We start from the raw sequence: 25,341 nt of genomic DNA on the forward strand, positions 1-25,341 counted from the left end.
TTTGGTACATTTATGGTTGGCATTAATAAACAATTAAGAATTAAAAATTAAGAATTAAAAATAGAAGACTGTTACATAAGGGGATGTAAACTCCGACTGAATCACTTTTCTACGTGCAGACGAATGGGTATTAGACCCTAATATCCTGAAAAACAACTGAAATTCACACTAATTAATTCAATTCTTCCAGTGTTTGCTATGTTTTTTTAAGCTTGAAAATAGTTAAGTTTAAAATAACTATGAAGTAATAGCGATTATTGGTAGCTAGTATTAGCCTGTGAATATTGGAAAGCAGAAAATCTTAAAAAGACCGGGAACATGGCTAAAATTATCGTTACTGGAGCCGCAGGTTTTATTGGCTCGCACCTTGTCGAAAAACTATTGCTACAGGGAGAAGAAGTAATTGGCATTGATGAATTTAATGATTACTACGATCCTGTATTCAAGCGAAAAAATATTGCAGCTTTAAACTGTTTACCAGGCTTCAGCTTAATTGAAGGAAATATTCAATTATTAGATTTGCCGACACTGCTAAAAAATGTTGAGGTAGTTTATCATCAGGCGGCACAAGCTGGAGTCAGGGCGAGTTGGGGTCAGGGATTTCGTACTTATACCGAACAGAACATTAACGCTACACAAGTTTTGCTAGAAGCAGCAAAAGATGCTCAACACCTGAAAAGTTTAGTATTTGCCTCTTCATCTAGTGTATATGGTGATGCGGAAACATTACCCACCCACGAGGAAATTATCCCCCTACCAGTTTCTCCTTACGGTGTTACAAAGCTAGCAGCTGAACGTTTGTGTGGAATATATCACAAAAACTTTGGTGTGCCCTGTGTGTCATTACGCTATTTCACAGTTTATGGACCCCGACAGCGCCCAGATATGGCGTTTCATAAATTTTTTCGCGCCGTTTTGGAAGATGAAGCGATTCCTATTTATGGTGATGGACAGCAAACGCGTGACTTTACATTTGTCAGTGATCTCATTGCTGCCAATTTAGCCGCTGCCAGCACACCCGCAGCAGTGGGGCAAATCTTCAACATTGGTGGCGGTAGCCGGGTTGTTTTAGCAGAAGTTCTCGACACAATAGCAGAAATTGTTGGCAAACCCATCAAAAGAAACTACATAGAAAAGGCGATGGGAGATGCTCGTCATACCGCTGCTGATATCTCTAAGGCGAGAAAAATTCTCGGATATCAGCCGCAAGTATCTTTGAGAGATGGTTTGACGCAGGAATGGCAATGGGTTAAGAAGTTGTAAAGCTTTTACCATTCCTTGGCTGAATCATCCAAATGTGGGTAGGGAATTGGATATGGGAGGCTGTTTGTGAGCGAGATTATGTAATGGACAATATCGCAGGATTACTGACAAGCTATGTTAAAAGTTGCCGTAGGTCACAGCATTGATCCGGATGCATTAGCCGCCATTGACGAAGTTATCGAGCAATGCAGCCAATCTCTAGGAGGTGAAGTGCCGCAAGCAGGTATTCTCTTCACAGCGATTGACTTTGATCATTCCCTGATTCTGGAACGGATTCAGAATGTCTTTTCCGGGATGGAGTTGATTGGGGGGACGACGGATGGAGAAATGTCTTCAGTGCTAAATTACCAGCAAGATTCTGTCACCTTGATGGTATTCTGCTCGGATCAGGTGAAAATTCATGCCGGACTGGGACGAGGAGTATCAACAGATCCGATTGCTGCCACTCAACAGGCTGTTGAAGACGCACAGCGTAAAAGTAAATTAGAAACCAAACTATGTTTGACAGTGCCAGAGAGCCTTACCACAAGCGGTGTGGGGATTTTAGATGGCTTAAAGCAAGCACTAGGTGAAAACACCCTGATCATTGGGGGCACGACTGCTGATCAACAGCGGATGAAGCATACGTACCAATTTTTCAATGGTGAGGTTTTGAGTGATTCAGTGCCGATTTTGCTTTTCGCTGGAGACTTGTTGTTTTCATCTGGTATGGCAGGGGGGTGGAAAACTATCGGCAAAGTAGGAGTTGCCACTAAAGTTGATCGGAATATTCTCTATGAAATTGATGGTAAACCTGCTTTGGAGTTTTATCTTTATTACCTAGGTGCTCCCCCATCCGATGAGTATCCACTGGCTGTCTATGAACCAAGTGGCCAAAGATATTTTATGAGAGCGCCTAATGGTTACGATGAACATACGGGCAGTATTAGATTTTTCACTGATATCCCCGCTCTTGTCAATGTTCAAATGTTGGAAGCTAGTCGTGAAGAACTGGTGTTAGCATCGGAAACTTCATTCCGAAAAGCTTTAGAGAGTTATCCAGGGAAGGAACCGATGGCGGCTGTTTTGATTTCTTGTGCAGCGCGACGTCATCTTTTGGGCACTCGCACTCAAGGGGAATACCAGACAATTAAAGCAGGTCTCGCCAAAAATTTACCTTGTTGCGGGTTTTATTCTTATGGTGAGCTAGCACCACTGGAACCACAGAGTGAAACTTATTTCCACAACGAGACGTTTGTCACGTTGTTGTTAGGGGTGAAGTAGGGAATATGCCAGAAGTTGACTATGAGAATAAGTTCAAAGAGCTAGAAAAAGAAAATCGGATTCTCAAGAAGAAGTTAGAACGCTCGGCTGCCGATCGCATTCGCTTAGAAGAAACAATTGACAAGCGACAATCACTGCTCAGGCAATCAAATCAGGAGTTGCGGGAATCTCAGTCCAAGCTGGAGGAGCATAAAATTCAGCTAGAAGCGGCAAAAATCGCGGCTGATAAAGCTAATGAGGCTAAAAGTGAATTTTTAGCCAATATGAGCCACGAATTACGGACGCCACTCAACGGCATTCTGGGATATGTGCAGATTCTGCAACGTTCTAAAATGCTGAATGAGAAAGATAAATTTGGCGTTAACGTCATCTATGAGTGCGGTTCTCACCTGCTGACTTTGATTAACGATATCTTGGATTTGTCTAAGATAGAAGCTCGTAAGCTGGAACTTGATTTAACTACGTTTCACTTGCCTTCCTTTTTGCAAGGGGTGGTGGAAATTTGTCGGGTGCGAGCCGAGGAGAAAGGAATTGCCTTTGTTTATGAAGCTAATACTCAATTACCCACAGGAATTCGGGCGGATGAAAAACGCTTAAGACAAGTGTTGATCAACCTGTTGAGCAACGCGATCAAATTTACTGATCGGGGCAGCGTCACGTTTAGGGTTAAAACTCAGGTGTCGCCATCTGGGGCTGAATTTTGGCAGCAGCTACGCTTTGAAGTGATTGATACGGGTGTTGGGATGAGTCCTGAGGAGTTAGAAAAAATCTTTTTGCCCTTTGAACAATTCGGGAGTGCCGAAAAGCAAACCGAAGGAACTGGCTTGGGGCTGGCGATTAGCCTGAAGATTTTAGCTATGATGGGTAGCCAAATCATGGTGCAAAGTACAGAGAATTTGGGCAGTACTTTTTGGTTTGACCTAGAGGTTGCTGTGGCTCAAAATTGGGCGATCGCATCCATAACGGCTCAACCAGGCACAATCGTTGGCTATCAAGGGACGAAACGCCAGATACTTGTGGTGGATGACAAATGGGAAAACCGCTCGGTGATTGTCAACTTACTGGAACCGATTGGCTTTGAAGTGGTGGAAGCCGAGGATGGTCAAGCAGGACTCGAAAAAGCTCTGGAAATACTCCCTGATTTGGTGATTACAGATTTGTCTATGCCGATGATGCATGGCTTGGATCTGCTGAAGCATTTGCGGCAGTCGCCCCAACTCCAAAACGTGGTGGCGATCGCATCTTCTGCTAGTGTATTTGATGCTGATCAAAGTAGGTGCTTAGATGGTGGAGCGGATGCTTTTTTACCTAAACCTGTGCAGGCTAGTCTGATGTTGGAACTGATTGGCAAACACCTGAATTTAACCTGGATATATGACCAAACCGAGTTGATGCCCATTTCTCATACAACGCGATCGCCTGATACTCATCTAACTTCAATGCTGCTACCATCTCCAGAAATTTTGAATTGCTTATACGAATTAGCTCAGGATGGAGAAATTGATGCTGTTTTCACTGAAGCGGCAACACTCAAATTAGCGCATCCTGAATATACAGATTTTACTCAACAGGTGATCCAAATGGCAGAAAGCTGCCAACTTAAACAGATTAAGGATTTCTTAAAGCAATCTCTATCTCAGTATCTACCATGTGGACTGACCCAGGGAGGCACTAGCAACCCCTGAATTCTCATCTTCAGTCTGCCCAACCGAGAGGAAGACGAGGAATCAAAAAATCAGGCTTTGGAGCAGTGGTTTGGGCTAGCGCATTCCCAATTTTCCAGCCCCTGCTTTCAGGTAAGGGGTCAATCTAAAATCGGCAATCTAAAATTGATTGACACTGCTAGATTCAGCTTCTTATGCACCCAAAATTTCATTCATCATGTTAGATGTTTCTACTGCATCAATCTTGCTAGTCGATGATAACCCCACCAATCTGTTGGTGCTCAAACAAGCACTCAAAGAACTTGGGTTGAGTGTCCGTATTGCCACAGATGGAGAAGAAGCTTTAGAGCAGGTGCAACGCAAGCTACCTGATCTGATCTTACTAGATGTGATGATGCCAGGGATAGATGGCTTTGAAACCTGCCGCCAACTCAAATCGAATTCGCTGACTCAAGACATTCCGGTGATCTTTATGACTGCTCTCACCGATACCAATAGCAAAGTTAAAGGCTTATCAGCTGGTGCGGCAGATTACATCACCAAACCCTTTGAGCAAGAAGAAGTTTTAGCCCGCGTGAAAGTGCATCTGCAACTGCGGTTTCTCAGTCATGCCTTACAAAAGACAAATGAATCGCTAGAGCAACTAGTTCAAGAACGCACGGCAGATTTGCAAAAAGCACAGGTGCAATTGGTGAAGCAGGAAAAAATGTCTACTCTGGGACAGTTGGTAGCGGGAATCGCTCATGAGATTAATAACCCTATAGGTTATATTGTCGGCAATCTCGACCAGGTAAAGCTGGCATTTAAAGATCTGCTGGGACATCTGCGTCTGTATCAAGAAACATTTCCCCATCCAGGAAAGGCTATTGAACGCAATGCTGAAAAAATTGACCTAGAATATTTGCTGGCAGACTTACCACATATGATTTTATCGATGAAGCTAGGATGCGATCGCATTCAAAACATTAGCACGTCTCTTCGTACCTTCTCCCGTGGTGATCAGGACTGCAAAATTCCTTTCAATATCCATGACGGCATCGATAGCACAGTCCAGATTCTCAAATATCGTCTCAACGCCAATGAACGGCGTCCGGCGATTAAAGTCATCAGAGAATACGGACAATTACCGCTAGTCAAATGTTTCCCCGGACAGTTAAACCAAGTATTCATGAATATCCTGGCAAATGCAATCGATGCCATAGAAGAAGGCAATGTAGAACGCAGTTTTGATCACATCAAAGCCCATCCCAACTGGATTAAGATTCAAACAGAACTAAGCCCAGACCGCCAGCAAGTGGTAATTCGGATTCAGGACAACGGCATTGGCATATCCGAGGAAGTAAAGCAGCACATTTTTGAGCAATTATTTACCACCAAAGCTGTCGGCAAAGGAACAGGTTTAGGGTTGGCAATTTCCCAGCAAATCGTAGTAGAAAAACATGGCGGAGCACTTGATGTGAGGTCTGTACCTGGTCAGGGCAGCGAATTTATCATCAATCTGAGTTCGATTTAAGCGGGATAAATATCGGCATCTGTCTGAGATAAATTAGCCACACAAATGCTTTCTCACTTATTGATAAATATTTTTTTTGACATTCACTTCCTGTTTAACTATTCCCATTGCTGAAATTCCTCACTGGCGTTGCGAAGTAGTATACTTATTTGGGCACGACGGGTTTCAAAATTGGCAGCGATGTAAATTAGTAGGATGCCGACTAGCAAGCCAACAATCCATTTTAGAAAGGAATATTGGAAGCTGAAAAGCACCATTTGATAAATACTGGTGATCAAAAATGTGGCTGTGCCAACGTAGAGAAAAGCCCGCACTCTCAAGGCTAATCCGGCAAATATGGCGATGAGGCTGAAAATTCCCGGTATCAAGGCTGTGTCTTGATGAAATAAAATTGCCCAACCACAAATTACGCCACCGCCTAACATTCGCAGGTTATGGCGACTTACTTTAGATTCTCGTGGTGTCAATTGGGGATCTACTTGGGCAATATATAGCAGAGATAAGCCGATGGGTGTGACGTACCACAAAGGATCAGTCAAGCGGAAAAAATTATCAAACCAGGAAAATAACGCCCAATCAATCGAGGCTACGCTGAGATAAGTAAACCGGAATTGTGCTGTTCTCTTGGCGAGAAAGATGTAAAAGCCAGCAGTGATGACTAAGGTGATGGGAGAAATTTCCTGTCTGGTTTGCCATAAAATTATCAGTGGCAAGATGTATGCGGCTCTTTGCCAAGGTGTTTTTGACCAACCCAAACGTTCCCAAGGTAGGATGTAGAAGAAGTAGGCGACTATGCAGGCTAATACACCTTGCCAAGGAAGCAACTGTTGAGCTAACACACGTAGTACAGGCAAATCTTGCGAATAAATACTGATGACACCTGCTTCTATCAAACCCAGGTAAACCCAAATTTCATCGATTGTCAGTCCCCACACCCTTGCTTCTGGGGAATTTAAAGAATTTCTTCTACCCTGCCATAAGGCATAACACATCAAAAATGCTCCTGTTGCCAATCCCACATATTGGTTAGCTTGGATGTCTACTGTAGTGGCAGCGATGAATAAGCAACTACTCCAACCCCAATGCAGATGGGCGATGCCTTTGAGTTCTTGGGGAGTTAGGCAAAGGTAGCTGATTAGCCAAGGGGATAAGATGCGGTAGGCATACATGATGCTAGCACCAAGGGCTGACATGGCAATCAATCCATCACCTAATGCGCCGCCCGTGGCTTGGGACATTTGATAAAACAAAAGTTCATAGGCAGAAATTGAGACGCCAATGATTCCCAGGTAAAGCATGGGTTTGAAGCTTTCGCGGCGTCGCCCTACGCCAATGATAATTAAAGCTACACCTAAGGTAGAAAAACCTGTCCAGTCGGTGAAGGTGCTAAACCGCAGCAAGACACTGAAGGCTGCATAAATTAGCGGTAAAATGTGGAGACTACTGGGCAATCTGTCTAATTGGTATCGCCGCTGCCACCATTCTCCGAAAAACTGCGTTGCTAAACCTAGGGCAATATTGGCGATCGCTATTCTGATAATTGAGTATTCCCCAAACCCTAACCCTTGGACAACTAATAACTCTAAACACCAACCAATGGCGTAAAATGCTCGGTTTGTTGTTTCTCGCCAACTGCGATAAATAATCGCCCCCAAGGTGATGGCTGTGGCGATTAAGTAGAGAATTCCGGTGGTAGCAAACCCTTGGTAAAGTAGGACTGAGTGCAGTGTCAGGGTGAATAACTCAAAGCCACAAAATGCGATCGCCCATTTATCACTTGCTTCTGCATAAATTACGGCTAATTCACTACCTTGTCGGATTAATGCGGTACGCCCTAACCATAAACTTAAAATTGCCAAAGCGCCAACAACAAACCAACCCCCTAACCCTAACTGTGGCACAACCGCCCACAGCAGCGCCCCGATAAAACTCAAAGAGTAACCGATGGTAATTGCCGCAGATATTTGGTTCCTTAAATAGCGCGTATTCAAGAACATCACCACCACAGCCGCACCCAAACCAATTAATCTAGTTTGCGCTGTGGGTAAAGTTAGTAACTGGGCAACTCCCACAGCCAAAAGGCTCAAAAAACTATTCGTAGTGCGATTAGATGCTGTGGTGCGACTGGCTAAACCTGTAAGTGCTAAAGGTGTAATTAGCCAAATAATTCCCCAATAGTCTTGGAAATAAATAACGCTATTCCAGACTAATTCTAGATTTCCCGCCAAGAGGGCAAAACTAACCGTAGCAAGTCCTAAACCGATATACCAGCCACTACGCCGCCATAATCCTTCCCCAAGGCTAAATCCCCATTCTGCCAACATCACGACTAACAAAATACTCGCCCAAAGTTCTCTACTCAGGGTTGGTAACAGCCAATTGATGATTGAACAAAGCGTTAATACTCCTGTGATGTGAGTCAGGTATACCAGAGGAGGAGGTGAAGCGGGGCGGCGTTGAGTAACGATCGCTAAAGTGATCGTAGAAAATAGCAGATTTAGCGATCGCAATGTGGGATTTATGAAAGCAATCGTTGTTAAGCAAACCCCCAACAACAGCGTTAACTGTTCGCCAAAAATAGCTAATTCCCGTTTTTGGGCGCGATGTAGGCGATCTGTTAGCGCCACCATGAAAATTATGTAGGGAAATAAAGCGAGACTCAATAACGCCCATGGTGCATTTTGCGAATTGGTGAGATTAGTGCCAATGGCGATCGCCGTTTGCTGTAATTCAGTAGGTACTAACCGCCAACCCAACCAAATCGTCTGTAAGCCAATAAAGAAAATAGCCGCTAAATCATTTTGCAAACTATCCCGCTGTAAGCGACGACTGAAAACCCACAAACCTAACCCACTCACAACAATTGCTTGCCAAGGTTGAGTGATCACCGAAACCATCCAACCCAAAAACAGCAGAATTTCGCCAAGTCTTTGCCAGAGTAAATCAGGGATAGATGAAGATTCTCTTACCCCCCTCTCTGCAAGCGGAGAGGGGTTGGGTGTGCGGTTCTTCTGGGCTAACCAAGTCACCAACCAACCACAAATACCAATAGCTAACCCCAACTGAGTAACATCTACCCCCGCCACAAAAATCGACCGTACCAGCAGCACTAACAAAGCATAAATAATTACAGTAGCGGATAAACTTATATTTAATCGAGTCCGCTGTGTACCTTCATTTTCCTGGGAGTTGGGTAAATTCTGATTTTGATAAACAGTGATGATGGTTGTACAGATCATCGCCAAATAAACAGCAATTAAGGGAAATCCTGATAAATTCCAACCCCAATGCAGATAACTCAGCCCTAAAATATTTACCAGCGGCAATTTACCAACAGGGGCATTATTTCTGACTGTGGGGTTGTTGCAGAGTGAAATTGTCATCCAGGAGAGGACAAAAGTTGCGATCGCAATTACAAGCCAATTCACCGGATTTTGCCACAACCTGAAGCTATCCATCGCCCAAAAATTGATAGGCACCAACAACAGCGCCACAATCAACAATGTCTGCGCCGTCAACCTGAGATTATTTTGCCTATCCGCCCAAAAACTGAAACCCCAAAAACTCAAAGAATAAGCCAGCAAAACCCCATATTGTCCAGCCGGGGGGAACCTTTCCCACTGACTCGCAGCCAGCACCCCAGAAGAAAGCACCACCAAAAACAAACCTAAAAAAAGCAGCCAGCGGACACTTAATTCCGCCACCAACGACTGCAACATCGTCGTTACAAAATTGGGTGACCCTGGCTTTACTGGTGTAACTGGCGATGGGCTACGCCCCGCTGTTCGCGATCGTCTAGGTGATGCTAAAGGCGCTACAGGCAACCTCTCGACAGGGTCAAAATTGGCTATTGACCGGGGTTCAGGTGCAACTTGGGGTTGTAACACCACTTTACAGACAAGAAACTCACGGCATACTTGCCTAACTTGGGCATCAGATATCAAACCCAAGCCCAGCCAGATATCCAGTCCTTCTAATAATTGAGGATGGGAGGATGGGAGCTTAACTTCAATTTTTAGCGGACGGTCAAGGGGTGATGACATAAACCGCAAAGTACAAGTAGATACTTAAATAATCCGTTTGATTAAGGTATATTTTGGCGCAAATTGTGACACTTATTCGGTTGGCTGATGTTAATTTTTAGCCGACATGATCAATACTCATCTGGCACAATTGACTTTATTTAAGTTTTGGTAATGACTCAACCCGCCGCTACCGCGCAATGCTGTAAGAATTTAAGATTTTCTGGCAAAAATCGCTATATTTATTTAAATTACACTTAAATCATTTTAATTGCCATGAATCGCATTCTTACACCATCAGAACATTTGATGTGGTTGTCATACAAGAACAGCCCTGAAAATGTTACCTTTTCGGCTACCATTAACGGGTCATTTACCGTTGATTTGTTAACCGAAGCTCTGGCTTGGCTGCAACTTCGGCATTCTCGGTTAAGACTAAAAATTGTCACCGACAATAAAAATCAACCATACTTTTGCTCAGAAAATGTTCCGCATATTCCACTGCGAGTAATTGAGCGACAAGGAGAAGAACACTGGTGTCGGGAGATGGTAGAAGAATTACTTCACCCTATGTCTGGGAATGAAGAACCCCTGATACGTGTATTGTTGCTGCAATCAACTGAAGTTTGTCACCTAATGATTACTTTCCATCATTGCATTGGCGATGGTTTATCAGGAGCTTATCTCATCCAAGATATCTTGCAATATATTGGTGAACCAGACAGCCCTCGTGAGCTTTTACCAGACTTGCCTCCAGTTGATGAAATTATCCCTGATATTACAAAAAATTGGGTTGATGAAAATTTAGATAATTCGCTAGAATCTGAGTCTATATTAACAGCAACTTATCGAAATAATCAGGAAACGAATACTACAGAAGAATTTCCAATTCGCCTATTTAATTGGACAATATCTTCTGCGGAAACCACCAAACTTGTAGCTCGCTGTCGAGAAGAGAGAGCTTCGGTTCACGGTGCTTTATGTGCTGCATTTCTTTTAGCGATTGCTACTGAAATAAAATCTCCTAACGAGATTCTTCTTAAATGCCACACACCAGTAAATATCCGCAACTATTTGACAATTCATGTCGGACAAAATCTTGGAGAATACATTGCTCGACCAGTTACCGCTCATCGATTAAGTCAGAAAACCGATTTTTGGGATTTAGCCCGTGAAGTTAAATATAAGCTCAATCAAGTGATAGCAGATGGGAAATTATTTGACGATGTACTGAAAGCAAGAGCTTTATTATCTAGTAAATCTAACAAAGGTGGGGAAACTCCAGATGCGAGAGATATAGGAGGAATGGATATTGCAATTACTAATTTGGGTAAATTAAATATTAAACAGCAATTTGGAAAATTACAGCTACAGAAACTTTATTTGATGCCTACAGGTCCAAAATCTCTACCACTTTTAATAGGTGTAGCAACACTTCAGGACAAGATGTGTTTTACTTATCGTTATCAACAATCTCTTCTACCTGATGCGATCGCCTACAACATAAAGAATACAGTTATGGAACAATTGCTTACAGCCCTTGTAGAGGTTGGGTAGGGAGTAGCAACTGAAGGTAAAACAGCACAAGGTTGGTACTCTGCTTTCAACGCCCACTATAGTTACCAACCAAGTACTGCACGCTCCTTTACCCAGCGTTTCAGCAAGGTTAAGTCTTTTTTGCTAACTTGATTCAATAAAGAACCCCTGTAGTCGCCAGGTAATTCATGAATCCTGAGGTTTACCAATTAGTACAGGAGTGCCAACAGGTTGAGGAGGAGAAGGTACTGGTTCTTTTGTCACCACTAGGGTTGCTTTATCTAAGCTGCAAACATTACTAGGAATAGGAAAGCTGTCAAAAACTGTTCTTGTCAAACTAGCATTAAACTGTCCACAAGCAATTTTTTTGTCATCCACTACTGCCCAAAGCCGATAAATTTCATTCTCAGGTAGCCGAGACAGATTTTCCGCCACAATTACGAACTTCTGTTTATTGGGTGCGAGGATAATACTTCCCGAAGCAGTGTTCGCATCCACGCCTTTGAGAGCAACCAGTCGAGAATTAGGCTGCTGTAATAGAGCAATAATTTCTGCTTGATGAGCAAGTTGAGCTTGGGTAAGTTGCAACTCTTGCCGCAAACGATAGCCGTCTAGCGCCAGACCTAAAGCCACTAGAGCGGCGATAATCTGTCCCCAAGGTAAAGAAAAGCGCTTTTTTGAGGCAACAGGGATTTCATTGGCTTGAGCCGCTGCCAGAATTTTCGAGCGCAGTTGAGGCGAAGGCTGTACTTCAGGAATTTCATAGGGTAAGAGTGCCATGACTTCCTGTAATTGAGCAATTTGTTTAACGATTTCCGGGTTTTGTGCAATCAGCCTTTCTAACTCTTCAGCTTCTTCTGATTCGAGTTCCCCAAGGGCATAACCCGCAATTAATTCTTCTAGGTGTTCAGATGAAAAGGAATCAGTCATGACATCATCATCAGCTAATTAATCCAGTCTTGCAAAATTCTTTTCAGCTTGATTAAGCCAAGTCTAGCCCGCGTTTTGACAGTTCCCAAAGGTGCCTCTAAGCGTTGTGCAATCTCCACTTGACTTAGCCCTTCGTAATAAGCCATAGCTAATACTTGACGCTGATTTTCTGGTAGTTGAGCCAAGGCGCTGCGGACTTTCTGAGAACGTTCCTCTATCGAGACTTGCTCAAAAGGGTTATTGGTAAGGGGTTGATTAGACATCTGTTGAGACCAGCGGTCTAAAAACTTTAGAGAAGCACCACGAGAACGGAGTTTATCGATCGCCCGCGAACGTGTCAGAGTTACCAAAAAGCTACTCAAAGAACCACGAGCAGGATTGTAGTTAGGATGCCGCCATAATGCCAGAAAGACTTCTTGCGTCAGGTCTTCTGCCGCTTGAGGATCGCGCAATATCTTCAAAGCTAACCCATAGACCAAATTGGCATAGCGATCGTAAAGCATTGCCAAAGCAGAGGCATCTCTGGCTGTGAGAGCTTGAAACAGCGCTGCATCAGTTGATTCTTTTAAATCAGGTTTGTTGTTAGGAGAGTCAGGATGCATTTTGCTCAGTCAGATAGGGGCAGAAGCAACTTGATTTTTTGTGTCATAGCATTTTGGGCGTTTGGCAAATGGCAAAGTCTGACTCATTTTCACTTAAAGAATACGGCTGACATTGTCAATTGGATGTTTTGGGACAATGTTATCTCATTATGCAATCCAAATTAACCCCTAATCCGTACTTAAGTAAGGAGAACAGCTAATTATGTGTTTGCCAAGGAAAAAATTTATGTCCAATACGGAAAATTCAAAAATCATTTCCCCGCAGAGACGCAAATTGATCCAGCTAGGAGTACTGACGAGTGCGGCTGGTGTATTCGCCCTGGCTACAAACAGTCCTGCTGATGCCCGTGGTCGGAGAAATACCAAAACTGATATCGAACTTTTTAACGGCATTGCCATACTGGAACAAAAAGCGATTAACACTTACAAAGCAGCCGCTGAGAACAATCTTCTCCCAACAAAAGCATTTTTGGATGTTGCTCTCCAGTTTGCCGGCGACCACGCTCAACATCATGCCAAAGTACAAAGTATAGTAGCGACAGTGCTCAGAGGGACTCCTGTAAATACCTCAAATGTAGGCACTTTTCCGATTCCCAAGAAAGTCCTCACTGGTGGTGAAGCTGAAGTGCTTAGGTATGCTCTGAGTTTGGAAGTTATTGCTTCCAAAGCTTATCTAGAAAATATTCAAAGCAAGTTAACAACTGATGAAGCCATCAATGTGGCAGCAACTATTCTGCCCGTAGAGGCTTCACATGCAGCGGTTTTCCGCACTGTATTATTAGTTCTGCTGAAAGAAAAGGGACTACCGGGTGATGATAAGCTTGTGCCCTATGCATTCCTTGACAAGCAGCCTACACCACCATTACCAAAGGCTGGTAGTTGATTAATCAACTACAAAATAACAATCAAAAAAATCTGACATCAATGAAATAAAAGTAGTCAAGATCATGAATTGAAAAGAGGGCATAGGTAAGACAAATTTTCTAGCGTGTTAGCCTACCTAGTTCACGACGACTGTTGGCGAACATCCTGCAAGATTTTCAAAGCCTGATACTACCGTTACTAAAACAACTAAAATTCACAAGTTTTCTAGCATGTCAACTCTTTATCTTTGTGACCAATTATTTGCGGATATCAAATTTAATGAGATTGGAAGTGTCAACGATATTCCAATAGAAGAGTACCTTGCCCAATGGAATCAAGATGAGGAGAAAAAATATCCACCCTTCACGGGAGAGGAGTTTTTAACCACACACGACACCATAGACGAGCATCCTTATGCTGTAGCATTCGGTGAATTCTTGGAGCACGGGATTGACCCGGACACTGCCAATTTGTTGGCATTCGGTGAAAACAGCTTTGATTTGATTTCTGATGATTTAAATGATCTACTTAGGCAAACAGCTTTGAATATTTTTGAACGCTTGGCAAAAGCTGGATATTGGAGTGAATCAGGCGAGTTTGAGCAACAGCTATTAGGCTGCATTTCTACTGCTTGATGGAGTAAATCTAGTTAAGACAACTAAGCTTATCTTAACTGCCTAGAACATCGCGAATTAAAATTTGTTGCACTAGAAATTTAGGCGCTTTAGTAGCAGTTATAGTATTTTCTGAGGTACAAATTAACTGGCTATTTCCGCATTCAATAGTAGGGACAAAACACCTTAATAAAGGCAACTATGAGGATAAGTCAGGATAAGCATCACCTCTTTTGTATCAGTTGAAAACAAGTTGTCTATATCTATAAATAAATCGGTTCCAAATATGGCATTTTTTCCCGTCAAGTCATCGCTTAAGTGGACTGGAGCAAATGGGTTTTTTCGTACCATAGCGGCATTTGTCGCTATTTTGCTCGTAGTACTAATCTCTGCAACCCCTCAAGCCACGGCTTCAGACCACCAAGACACAACTTTTCTGGCCACTAAGCTCACTGCTGCGGATCTGACAGATTTGTATTTTTTTGAGAGTCCGACATCCGACAATATTGTTTTAGTGATGGACTTTGACCCGCTCATTGTTTCTGGTGAGACTAGGCCGTTCGACCCAAATGTTCTTTATCAGTTCAAGATTGATAACACGGGTGACAATGTTGAAGATTTAGTAATTCAATTCAATGTAAATGGCACAGGCCCTGGGCAAAATGTCACAGTGCGCGGCCCAAGTAGTCCTATCAAAGTAGGAACAGAATCTGCTTTGGTTCCAGTAACTGGGGGAGGGGCACTCAATCAAGCATTCACCACAACTAATGGCTTGAATGTCTTTGTTGGCGTACGCAAAGACCCGTTCTTTTTCGATCTGGAACGGTTCTTCCAAATCCTACCAGATCGCAACTATAGCTTTCAGCCTAATCCCGCTGCTCCTTTCCAAGTCCTTTCCTTTAGACCTGCTGGTGAAGCACAAGACACCCTAGCTTCATTCAATGTCCATTCAATTATTGTCGAGCTACCCAGGTTCATGCTTGGTAATGGCAAAATTGGTGCTTGGATCACAACTAGTGTCAAAACTCCTAGGCTCACAAACGGAAACTTTGCTCAGATTGAGCGGTTAGCGGTTCCGGCTCTGAATGAACTTTTTATGGACTTCAAGGCTCATAATAACAGTAATCTTCAGACACCAATAAAAGACGCTCCTAACCAATCCCAATTCATTAAAGCTTTTGTAACTGCGATTGGTAGACCTTCAGGCATAGCCGATGCAGTTATCTCGGTGGCGATTCCTGATGTTATCCAAGCTGATGTTTTTCAAACCAAAGGTAGTTATTTTGGTACTCAGTTAGGCGGCAACTTTGGCGGTAGAAGACTACAAGATGACGTAATCGATGTAACAGCATCTGTTGTCTTTGGTGATGCAGTTACAGGGATTGCTGTAAATACATATCCGGGTCTAACCACCGATAATGTCGGGCCGAATAATGCCAACTTTCTTCCTGTGTTTCCTTATTTAGGTAATCCTTTGTAGGGTATATGCATCTACGAACGCTATGGGTGTTAGTTCTGACTAGCCTACTGGTTTTACTAAGACCCTCTGATACACAAGCGCTAAGTTTAGGCTACACCAATAGATTAGTAGGTACATACTCCTCTGTTGTGCAACTGCTGACTGTTAAATCGAAGCAGATGTTACCAGTTCAGCAGTCACAGTTAGTCTTCCCGGATTATTTAGAGCGATCGCATATTATCAGCGTTTATGAGGAAAAAGTTGCCCAATCTCCCAATTCCTCAATGTTCTTGCGTCTGTTGGCTGATCAATATTTGAAGCGCTTTCGAGAAGTGGGAGATGTAGAAGATATCTTACGAGCAGAACAAGCGGCACGTAGATCCCTGGCACTACAACCGCGCCATAATCAGCTTTCTTCTATGCTCCTAGCATCAGCTTTACTATCTCAACATCAGTTTCGAGAAGCTTTGGCTGTGATCAATGATGCTCAAAATTTATCTCTTGACCATCCCAATATTGTCTCGCTCAAAGCATCGATTCAGATGGAGTTGGGTAACTATGAAGCAACCTATCAACTATTGCAGACCCTGACTGACGAAGCATCAAACTCTGGTAACAACGCGGTTGCAGCCCGTTACTTAGAGTTAACTGGCAATCTAGCCTCAGCGCGGCAACTGCTAGATGAGGCTATGGAGGAAATGGACTCTTTCTACACGACAAGCGCAGAAACCCGTGCTTGGTTTCATGTGCGGGCTGGGGATCTTGCTTTTGCCGTCGGGGATTTTGCCCTGTCTGAGCAGCGATACCAAGAAGCTCTTGACCTATTTCCACGGCATATAGCTGCATTTACAGGACTGGCTCGCCTCTATGCATCTGGGCATCGATGGCAAGATGCTCTGAATGCCGCAAACCAAGGTGTAGAACTGATGCCCTTGGTAGAAACCCTCTCTTACAAGGCAGATGCTCAACTAGCTCTGGGAGACCAGGAAGGTGCAGCTGAAACTGAAGATTTAATTGGGGTGGTAGCTTACCTGAGCAAGGTTAAAGGAATCTATGATCGCGCTTTGGCGGTCTACTACACTGAACACGGAATCCACTTACCAGAGGCACTAGAGATTGCCCGTCGTGAAGTAGCCGTGCGGGACGATATCTTTGCAGAGGATACGCTAGCTTGGGCAGCAGCGGCTAATGGGCAATGGCAAGAAGCGCAACAGGCAGCACAACGGGCTACTCGCTTTGGGACAGAGGATGCCTTGCTGCAATTTCATGCTGGGATGATTGCGCTGCACTTAGATAACCGTGAGGAAGCAATCAGGCGATTAACTTCTGCTGTTAGTCTCAATCCTCAATTTCATCACTCTTATGCCGATGAAGCTCGTCAAGTATTGGCTAACCTAGCGCCTTCTGTCTCTCTAAAAATAACCTCTCATAGTCTTAACACTATCGGGCGTTCTTTATGAAAAAGCTGCTGCATCACTTGGCTTGGAGTACTGCCATCATCGCCATATGTTTGGTTTGGATGCCGAGAGCGGATGCCCATCCCTTAGGTAATTTCACTATCAATCACTATGCAGGAGTGCAGGTAACGCCGGATGGTGTGGGGATTGATTATGTTCTAGACATGGCAGAGATTCCCGCTTTTCAAGAAATTAATCAGTTAGAGAGAAATCGCGATCGCTTCCAGCGGGGCGCAGCCCATCGCGAACAGCGGGGCGCAGCCCATCGCCAAACTCAGCCTGTAGAGACAGTTCAATACCCATCCCAAAAATGCCAGTTCGTCAACTCACACCTAGAACTGCTGATCAATAAACAGCCTTTATCGCTTTCTTTGGTAAAGTCAGCAGTCGAATTTCCCCCAGGTGTCGGAGGATTATCTACACTGCGGCTGAGTTGTAACTTTCACGGGTCAGTAGAGTTAGTAGGCGCGAATCAGTTAATTGAGTTTGAAGATAAATTATACCCGCAGCGCTTAGGTTGGCGTGAAATTACAGTGGCTGCAAATAACGTTCCCATTCAAGGTAATTTCACCTCGAACAGTATTACCAACCGCTTGAGAGATTATCCCACTGACTTACTCAGCAGTCCTCTTGACCAGCGTCGGCTCTCTTTTAAACTCAATGCTTCTCTGACATCGAATGAACAAGCGCTTCCACCGTCTGTTCAATCATCCAGCCGCTTAGATAATGCTTTGACAGGAAGAAGCAACGATGTTTTCACCGGTTTGATTACCCAGGAAAATCAGAATTTCCTGACTATTCCCATAGCTTTAGCGATCGCCTTTTTCTGGGGTGGTTTACACGCCCTCTCCCCTGGTCATGGAAAAACCGTAGTCGGTGCTTATTTAGTGGGTTCTCGCAGCCAGCCCCAACACGCCTTATTCCTGGGGCTGATTATGACTATTACCCATACATCTGGCATATTTGCTCTGGGTTTGGTAACACTTGGCACATCCCAGTTTATCTTGACAGAGCAATTATACCCTTGGTTAAGCGTCCTCTCTGGTGTGCTGGTAACTGTGATTGGGCTGAATTTATTTATCAGTCGATTACAAGGTACTGAGGTCTTTCATTCACATGACCATGAACATAGTCATCAACACAGCCACCACCATCATCACCATCACCATCATCACCATGTACACCATGAGCATTCACATGCTGATGTATCTCCGATGAAATGGTCTAGCCTACTGGCGTTGGGAATATCAGGTGGCTTGTTACCTTGTCCTTCAGCCTTGGTGGTGTTGTTGAGTGCGATCGCCTTGGGAAGAATTGGCTTTGGACTAGCGCTAGTAACTGCCTTTAGCTTAGGTCTAGCAGCGGTATTAACTGGAATCGGATTAATGCTCGTTTACGCCAAGGATCGGTTTGAGCAATTGCCACTCAATCTCCCCAAGATCAGAATGTTACCAGTAGCAAGCGCTTTATGTATCACCCTAATAGGCTTAGGTATCACTACACAAGCTTTACTGGTTCAACCGTGGAACTAAATGAAAATACTGAGATAAAAGCACTCAGTTTTGTAAAAACAACCCTGAACAACGATATGTCACAAGCAATTAAAGAATCCATCGTCTCAGAAAACAATCTATCTCTTCGCTCTGCTAAGGTTGCACAAAAAGCCGAGATTAAGAGTTTGAGTCAGTGTTATCAGCCGATTAAATCGCTTAAGCGCTCAATCTCGATTGCATCTGGTGCGATCGCTCTATCTCTAAGTTTTGCACTGCCTTCTCAAGCAGTCACAATTTCATACTCAGGTGACACAACAAATGCACCAACTTTTAACCGTCCTGAAACAGAAGGATTTGAAGGTGGTACAAACCCACCCACATCACTTTCTAGCAATGGCACAGCAGTCCCTTATTACAGCCAGCCTTTCTTTGTTGATACTACTGGCTCCTACGACGTTGTTGGTTCTCAAAACTTTTTAGGCATCCAGTTCTTATACCAAACAAGCTTTAACCCAGCAACTCCGTTAGTTAATTTACTCAGTGGGAATGATCCCTTTCCAGATGAGGGCAACTCTAGTTTTTACGGCTTAAACTTAACTGCTAATAATCAATACTTTTTAGTCACCACTGGATTTGACAATAGCGCTAACAGTTTTGGTACTTTTACCAATGATATCTCAGGCCCTGGCAATATTACACTCGGTAGCAGTCCTGAAAATGTCCCCGAACCCGCTTCAATACTAGGCACAATAACCCTTGCCATATTTGGTGGCAGCCTAAAGCTAAAGTATCAGCCGAAAAAGCTAAAGTCTAGCGATAGTTAAGCATAGTTGCAGACTATCTAATTCATTTCTCGCTGTTTGTGATGAGTTGGTAAAAAAATCACATTTTGAGGAAAACATGAACCGATTTATCTTGATCTTTTTAGTCACTGCATTGTCCATCATCGGCTATTTTGAATTTAGCTTGTCACAGGCTGAAAAACTTTTTTGGCTCAATCTGAGCCTTTGACATCTTCCTGGACTAAATCATTTCGCACTCAGCACTTGTAATTTAAGTTGAAGATTTTATCGATCAGATGTTCCGCATTTATAGCGGTTCTGGATTGCCTGTAATCCGCTTGCGTTCGGTAGTCAGGAGCCAGGATTTAGAACAATAATATCTTCTAAATTCTGACTCCTTCGTTCAGATTTTCGTGCTTCATTAATTTCTGGAGTTTAGACTAGTAGTTAGTCTAAACTCCAGATTTTCACCTATGCATGAGCAAACTACAAATCAAGCCATTACACAACATCTTGGAAGGGCTAGTCCTGTCTAAGTTAAATTTACTAGGTAAACGACAGGTTCGCAGATCCCACCCCAAAATGTTGCAACTCACCTACAAGAAATTACTGTGAATAAAATATGAAAAGTAGGTAGCAAGCAGTTTTTCATCAACTGGCGGACAACTAATAGAACTACCAGTGAGTCCATGCATAACATTTTTACAGTCAAGCATTGGTGCATCTATATACTCGAAGATCGATTTCTGTCTTTGTGTAGTTTCATTTGCTAGTAAAGGTAAAAGAGGGTACATAATATGTAACGGAGAATCATTCAAATGTTTGCGTAATTTTGAATACCATTGCCCATAAGGAATTCTCTCTAATGGGTAGCCCAATAACTGAATTAAATCAAACAACTGCCGCCACTGGATCGGCTGAGGATTAACTAAGTGAAAGTTTTTATCTAAAGATTCTTTCTGCATCGACAGATGAACAATAGCTTGGCTAACGTAGTCAACTGGGGTAATATCAATTCTTTTGAGATTTTGTTCGGGTGCGCTGCCAAGTTTGATACAGGTTGCCATGAACCTAGCAGTGAAGCTACTGGGACTAAAAGCACCTGTTTGACTATGTCCTCCTAAATCTCCTAATCTATAAATACTAACTGGTATTCCCCGAGAGCGAGCGCTCAAAGCTAATTTTTCCGCAACCCACTTACTTTGGGAATAGCCAACATAAATGCCATCACCCGCACGCAATTGATCTTGTTCACCAATGATCTCATCATTGGAATAGTACTGAGACAAGAAGATAGAGTATGAAGAAACAAGGTGAACCGGTTTCACCTTAACTCGGCTAGCCAAACGAAGGATTTCTTGAGTACCAAGAACATTAGTTGCCTTATATTTGTCATAAGGATAAACCAAATTAACCAAGGCACCACAATGATAGACAACATCAATCTGGCTTGCTAAAATTTCAAACTCATTCTCTGATAGTCCTAGTAATGGCTCAGATAAATTTCCGATGAACGGGATGATTCTGTCGTTATACTCTTCATCTTGTAGCAAATAACGTTTCAGATTTTCCCGAATTTTCTTGTAGCCTGACTCGATATCATCAGCACGTACCAAGCAGAAGATTTTCGCTTGAGTTTTTTTCAGTAGTTCGTCAAGTAAGAAAGCTCCCAAAAATCCTGTTGCACCAGTTAGTAAGATAAAATCTGGTTCGGTAACAGGAATGACATTAGCAGTTGGCAAACAAATGGTGGGATCAAGAACAGTGTCAGCGTTGAGATTTAAATGAGATTTATTCAAAAGAATACGAGAAGTTGAATTTGAAGCGGCAAGTTTATCAGCTAAATTACTTCCCAAAGCGGTAATACTTGGAAAGTCCCAGATAATTGTTGGTTCTAACGAAATTTGCAGCCAGTTTTCTAGTGCTGCAACTAAGCGAAGAGCAGAGAAAGAATCTAAACCAAATTTTGTAAAGGATTGACTTGGGGTTATAGAGGTAGCTGCTATCTTAAATTCTGTAGCCAACCAATTTATGATCCATTCATTGATGGCTTCGAGACTCAGGGTAGAATTTGTTGTTGCAGGATGTGGCTGAGATTGTTTTTTTGGCGCAGTAATGCCATTAAGCTCATTGATGGCTTCGAGACTTAGGGTAGAGTTTGTTGTTGCAGGATGTGGCTGATATTGTTTCTCCGGCGCAGTAATGCCATTAAGCTGATTCTGCGTATCAGTTGCTTGTTGAATGTTGAATTTTTGGGCTAACCAATTAATTACCCACTCTTCGGTAGCTTTGTCACTTAAAGAAGAGTTAGATGCAGAAGATGCTGTTGGCTGATGTTGTTTCTCCTGCTCTACTAGACGGTCAGACTGATTTTGTGTATCGGTTACTTTTCCAAGGTCAAACAATTCATAATGTGCTTTTTGTGGTTGCTCAAGCAATAGGTTATCTAGTTGCTCATCTTCTCCAGGAAGAGTTTGCACAATATCGTCAATTACTTCTGTGTAACTCGATATTATCTCGCTCGCAGTTTTGGCATCTGTCAAGGTTGATTCCTCTGGCATCCCGATGACAGCCTTCTGGAGGCTTTTTTCAAAGTTCAGTTGTGACCATGCCACTGCTTGTTGCATGAGGTGCGAGGGGGCAACAGTATGAGTGCGTCGTACAGCTGCTAACATTAGGGCATAAATTGTGACTTCGCCAATCAGAAAATAAGCCCAGGCTCTGGCAGAGGAGTAATCATCAGCATTAATAGTCTTTAATTTCAGGCAGCGAGATTGAATTTGTTCGGCAGCCTCCTTTAATTCGTCCGCAATTTTTGTTGCTCCCAGGTACTCACGCAAGAACCGATCCAGCTGTTCGCCATGAGCTACGCTTTTACCTAGAAATAACTGCATACCTTCATTTGCTCCATCCGCAATACGCATAGCTCTAGCATCGCGGAGAATTTGCGGAGCGATGTTAGCTTCCATGTAACCTCGACCGCCCAACACCTGAACCAGGCTGTCAGCTGCTTGCCATAAGAGTTCGGAACCAGCAATTTTAGCAACTACCGCTACCTCTTTAGGCACTGCTTGTCCTGCATCTAAAATGACTGCAACCTGGTTTAATAGTGTTTCTAGAGATGTAATAGCTCCAGTCAGGTGAGTCAAGATAGTGAGAGTAATAGGGCTATCCAATAACCGCCCGGTTGTCACATGACGATGGGAGGCGTAGCGGAGCATCAGCTGAGCACATCGTTTCATCCCGCCAAGACTTCCTATGCCAACTCCTAACCGAGCGTGAAATAATGCTTCATCAGCAGGCTTAATACCATTCCCCAATTCACCCAGCAAGTTGACTGGTTCTACTAAGACATCATCGAAGTAAAGAGAGTTTTGAACCATGGCACGCAGTCCCATCGTCACTGATTCTGGGCCAACTCGTAAACCGGGCATCCCCTGTTTCATGACAAATCCGGTCAGACCCTTGGTTTGATTGTTGTCATCCACTAGCCTGACGAAAACATTAATTATTCCTGAGTAGGCAGATGTATTCCACCGCTTCATCCCCCGAATTCGCCAACCACCATGACCGTTTGGCACAGCTATTGTAGAGACAGTATTACCAATATCAGTACCTGAATTTGGCTCTGTCAGACAAAATGCAGGAAACTCACGACCCTGAGCCACAATAGGTAGCAGTTCGTCCTTCATGGTTTGCGTTGCGTACCCCATGATTGGCCGAACCCCAAGAGTATTGTTGTAACTCACTATTGAGGCAATAGTTGAGTCAATGGCTGCGATTTGCTGCATTACCCTCATAGTGTCAACGTTGGTGAGAGCCAAACCTTTGTATTGCTCTGGAATCTGCAAACCCATAAATCCGTGATTGCCTAAATCTAGGGTGATATGGGGTGGAAGACAGGAGCGTTCATCAATTAAACGAGAGTTAATTCGCGTTTTTGCATATTCCCGTACCCACTCAATTAAATTATCTGCACGCTTCTTGCTAACTTCTTGGGATGTCAAAGTGGTATTAGTCATGTCTGATAAACCTTTTTCTGATTGTTTTTCTTCACCAATACTTATGTGTAGCGAAGGTATCGCCAGAGGAGGCTGTTGTTGTCCGCCTTCAACTTGTGATTCCTGAAGGCTGCCATTGATAAAATCTGCTTTACAGGCGTGGCGTTGAATTTTGCCACTAGATGTTTTGGGAATACGACCAGGCTTGAGCAATACTATTTCATAGACTTGAAGTTCGTGCTGCTCAGACACTGCTTGACGGATAGCCCCGACAACTTCATCCACATTCAATTGACGCCAGTAAGTTCGCTCTACTTCTTGCACTACTACCAGTCGCTCTTCCCTGTCGACTTCAATAGAAAATGCTGCTCCACCTCCAAAGTGTAATGCTGGGTGACTATCTGCTACTGTCAATTCAATATCTTGGGGATAGTAGTTGCGACCCCGAATAATGACAACATCTTTGAGTCGCCCAGTCACGAACAGTTGACCATCCCGCAAAAATCCTAAATCGCCAGTGCGTAAGAAAGGCCCTTCGCCAGTATTTATAAGACTTGCATGGAAAGTTGTTGCTGTTTGCTCCGGTTGTTGCCAATAGCCGTCAGCTACACTCGTACCCGACACCCAAATCTCCCCCACTTGGTCAGGGGCACACTCAATCAGCGATTGGGGATCGACAATGACTATCTTTGTATCGAGGCATGTATGCCCAACTGCTACCATATGCCTGACTTTTGGCATATCCTCAGTAGCTGCAATAATTCGATTTTGTGCTAGTGCTGCTGCGTCAACCGTACAGTAAGTTGGTTCATCTTTTACTTTACCGCCGGAGATCATTAGTGTGGCTTCAGCCATACCATAGCAGGGATAGAAGGAGCTAGCCTGGAAGCCATAGGGTTTAAATGTGGCAACAAACTTTTCTAAGGAATCTTTATGAACTGGTTCAGCCCCGCTATATGCCTTACGCCAACTACTGAGATCGAGATCCTCTCTTTCTAATGGAGTCGTCTGACGAACGCAAAGCTCATAACCGAAATTGGGACCACCGCTATGGGTAGCTCGATATCGGGATATTGCTTGCAGCCATCGAATTGGTCGTTGAACAAAGGCTGTCGGCGACATTAAGATAGCTCGACACCCTGTGTATAGAGGCTGGATAATTCCGCCTAGAAGTCCCATATCATGAAAACTGGGCAACCACGATAAGCTAATGCTGTCTGGGGTAACTTCAAAGGCAGACTTAATGAGTTCAGAATTGTGTAGTAAATTTTTGTGGCTTACCATCACTCCCTTTGGCGTTCCCGTCGAGCCGGAAGTGTATTGCAAAAAAGCCAGTGTGTCACGTTTGACATTCAGAGACTGCCAGTCATCTGCCAGGTTATAGGCAATATCATTAGTAGCTAGGCAACGCAAAACGGCCAATTCTGGTTCTTTTGCAAAGCTCTGTTCGATAAACCCAATGATGGATGTAGTGGTGAGTGCGAACTCTGGCTGTGCATCTACTGCAATGGCTTGTAACCGTGTCATCCGCTGATTGCGGCGAGGTGGATATACAGGAACAGCAATGACTCCGGCATATAAACACCCAAAAAAAGCAGCAATAAATTCCAGCCCAGGTGGATAAAGTAAAAGTACCCTTTTTCCAGGTGCTTTTAAGTTCTGTAGCAGAATTGCGATCGCTCTTGCCTTTTGGTCTAATTCTTGATACGTAAGGCTAACTTCTTCCTCTTTTCCATCAGCCAGATAAGTATATGCCAGCCGATTTGGCTGCTGTAGCGCCCTGTAGTGCAGTAGATGACTGAGGGTAATCCAGCTAAGAGAATTCACATGCATAAAAAGGGGACACTGAATATGTAGCTACTGTGTATTTTCAACATC

Annotated in this window: 15 protein-coding genes; 11 read left to right on the plus strand and 4 right to left on the minus strand. The window is 43.6% G+C overall.

All coding sequences use genetic code 11. The annotated features are described in order from the left end of the window. Nucleotides 1–318: 318 nt before the first annotated feature. The 4 genes from CYLST_RS02175 to CYLST_RS02190 all read left to right on the plus strand — a co-directional run bounded on the left by CYLST_RS02175 (nt 319) and on the right by CYLST_RS02190 (nt 5,703). On the plus strand, nt 319–1,263 hold the full coding sequence (locus tag CYLST_RS02175) for an NAD-dependent epimerase/dehydratase family protein (RefSeq protein ID WP_015206062.1): 945 nt from the start codon (nt 319–321) through the stop codon (nt 1,261–1,263). Between the two features lie 114 nt (nt 1,264–1,377). Next, nucleotides 1,378–2,526 carry an FIST signal transduction protein gene (locus CYLST_RS02180; protein WP_015206063.1) on the plus strand — a complete coding sequence of 383 codons (1,149 nt, stop codon included), beginning with the start codon at nt 1,378–1,380 and terminating at the stop codon, nt 2,524–2,526. A gap of 5 nt (nt 2,527–2,531) precedes the next feature. Beyond that, a complete protein-coding gene (locus CYLST_RS02185; protein ID WP_015206064.1) occupies nt 2,532–4,211 on the plus strand; it encodes an ATP-binding protein in 1,680 nt (559 codons plus the stop codon). A gap of 196 nt (nt 4,212–4,407) precedes the next feature. Then, nucleotides 4,408–5,703: a sensor histidine kinase gene (locus CYLST_RS02190; protein WP_015206065.1), complete on the plus strand. Its 1,296-nt coding sequence runs from the start codon at nt 4,408–4,410 to the stop codon at nt 5,701–5,703. A 98-nt stretch (nt 5,704–5,801) separates the two neighbouring features. Here CYLST_RS02190 and CYLST_RS02195 read toward each other — a convergent pair whose 3' ends face one another. After that, nucleotides 5,802–9,746, minus strand: coding sequence for a hypothetical protein (locus CYLST_RS02195; protein WP_015206066.1), 3,945 nt, complete (start codon nt 9,744–9,746; stop codon nt 5,802–5,804). Between the two features lie 255 nt (nt 9,747–10,001). Between CYLST_RS02195 and CYLST_RS02200 the strand changes: the two genes are divergently transcribed. After that, on the plus strand, nt 10,002–11,282 hold the full coding sequence (locus CYLST_RS02200) for a phthiocerol/phthiodiolone dimycocerosyl transferase family protein (protein ID WP_015206067.1): 1,281 nt from the start codon (nt 10,002–10,004) through the stop codon (nt 11,280–11,282). Between the two features lie 165 nt (nt 11,283–11,447). Here the strand turns inward: CYLST_RS02200 and CYLST_RS02205 are convergent, their stop codons facing one another. Both CYLST_RS02205 and CYLST_RS02210 read right to left on the minus strand, forming a co-directional pair. Then, complete coding sequence (locus tag CYLST_RS02205; protein ID WP_015206068.1) at nt 11,448–12,191, minus strand: anti-sigma factor; 744 nt, start codon at nt 12,189–12,191, stop codon at nt 11,448–11,450. Nucleotides 12,192–12,205: 14 nt separating this feature from the next. After that, on the minus strand, nt 12,206–12,793 hold the full coding sequence (locus tag CYLST_RS02210; protein WP_015206069.1) for a sigma-70 family RNA polymerase sigma factor: 588 nt from the start codon (nt 12,791–12,793) through the stop codon (nt 12,206–12,208). Between the two features lie 226 nt (nt 12,794–13,019). Here CYLST_RS02210 and CYLST_RS02215 point away from each other — a divergent pair, with 226 nt between their 5' ends. The 6 genes from CYLST_RS02215 (at nt 13,020) to CYLST_RS02240 (ending at nt 19,504) form a co-directional block, all read left to right on the plus strand. Then, complete coding sequence (locus CYLST_RS02215; RefSeq protein ID WP_015206070.1) at nt 13,020–13,676, plus strand: ferritin-like domain-containing protein; 657 nt, start codon at nt 13,020–13,022, stop codon at nt 13,674–13,676. A 211-nt stretch (nt 13,677–13,887) separates the two neighbouring features. Beyond that, nucleotides 13,888–14,292 carry a hypothetical protein gene (locus CYLST_RS02220; protein ID WP_015206071.1) on the plus strand — a complete coding sequence of 135 codons (405 nt, stop codon included), beginning with the start codon at nt 13,888–13,890 and terminating at the stop codon, nt 14,290–14,292. A 265-nt stretch (nt 14,293–14,557) separates the two neighbouring features. Further along, nucleotides 14,558–15,751: a DUF4331 domain-containing protein gene (locus CYLST_RS02225; protein WP_015206072.1), complete on the plus strand. Its 1,194-nt coding sequence runs from the start codon at nt 14,558–14,560 to the stop codon at nt 15,749–15,751. 5 nt (nt 15,752–15,756) lie between these two features. Beyond that, nucleotides 15,757–17,190 carry a tetratricopeptide repeat protein gene (locus CYLST_RS02230; RefSeq protein WP_015206073.1) on the plus strand — a complete coding sequence of 478 codons (1,434 nt, stop codon included), beginning with the start codon at nt 15,757–15,759 and terminating at the stop codon, nt 17,188–17,190. Continuing rightward, entirely contained in the window at nt 17,187–18,719 is a 1,533-nt protein-coding gene (locus tag CYLST_RS02235) for a nickel/cobalt transporter (protein WP_015206074.1), read from the plus strand. Before CYLST_RS02230 ends, CYLST_RS02235 begins: the two co-directional genes overlap by 4 nt. Before the next feature lie 56 nt (nt 18,720–18,775). Further along, nucleotides 18,776–19,504, plus strand: a complete 729-nt coding sequence (locus tag CYLST_RS02240; RefSeq protein WP_157162512.1) for a PEP-CTERM sorting domain-containing protein — start codon at nt 18,776–18,778, stop codon at nt 19,502–19,504. A 554-nt stretch (nt 19,505–20,058) separates the two neighbouring features. Here the strand turns inward: CYLST_RS02240 and CYLST_RS02245 are convergent. Next, the gene (locus CYLST_RS02245) at nt 20,059–25,296 is read right to left on the minus strand and encodes a thioester reductase domain-containing protein (protein ID WP_015206076.1); all 5,238 of its coding nucleotides are present in this window, start codon (nt 25,294–25,296) and stop codon (nt 20,059–20,061) included. Nucleotides 25,297–25,341 lie beyond the last annotated feature (45 nt).

The organism is Cylindrospermum stagnale PCC 7417 (assembly GCF_000317535.1).
Taxonomy (GTDB): domain Bacteria; phylum Cyanobacteriota; class Cyanobacteriia; order Cyanobacteriales; family Nostocaceae; genus Cylindrospermum; species Cylindrospermum stagnale.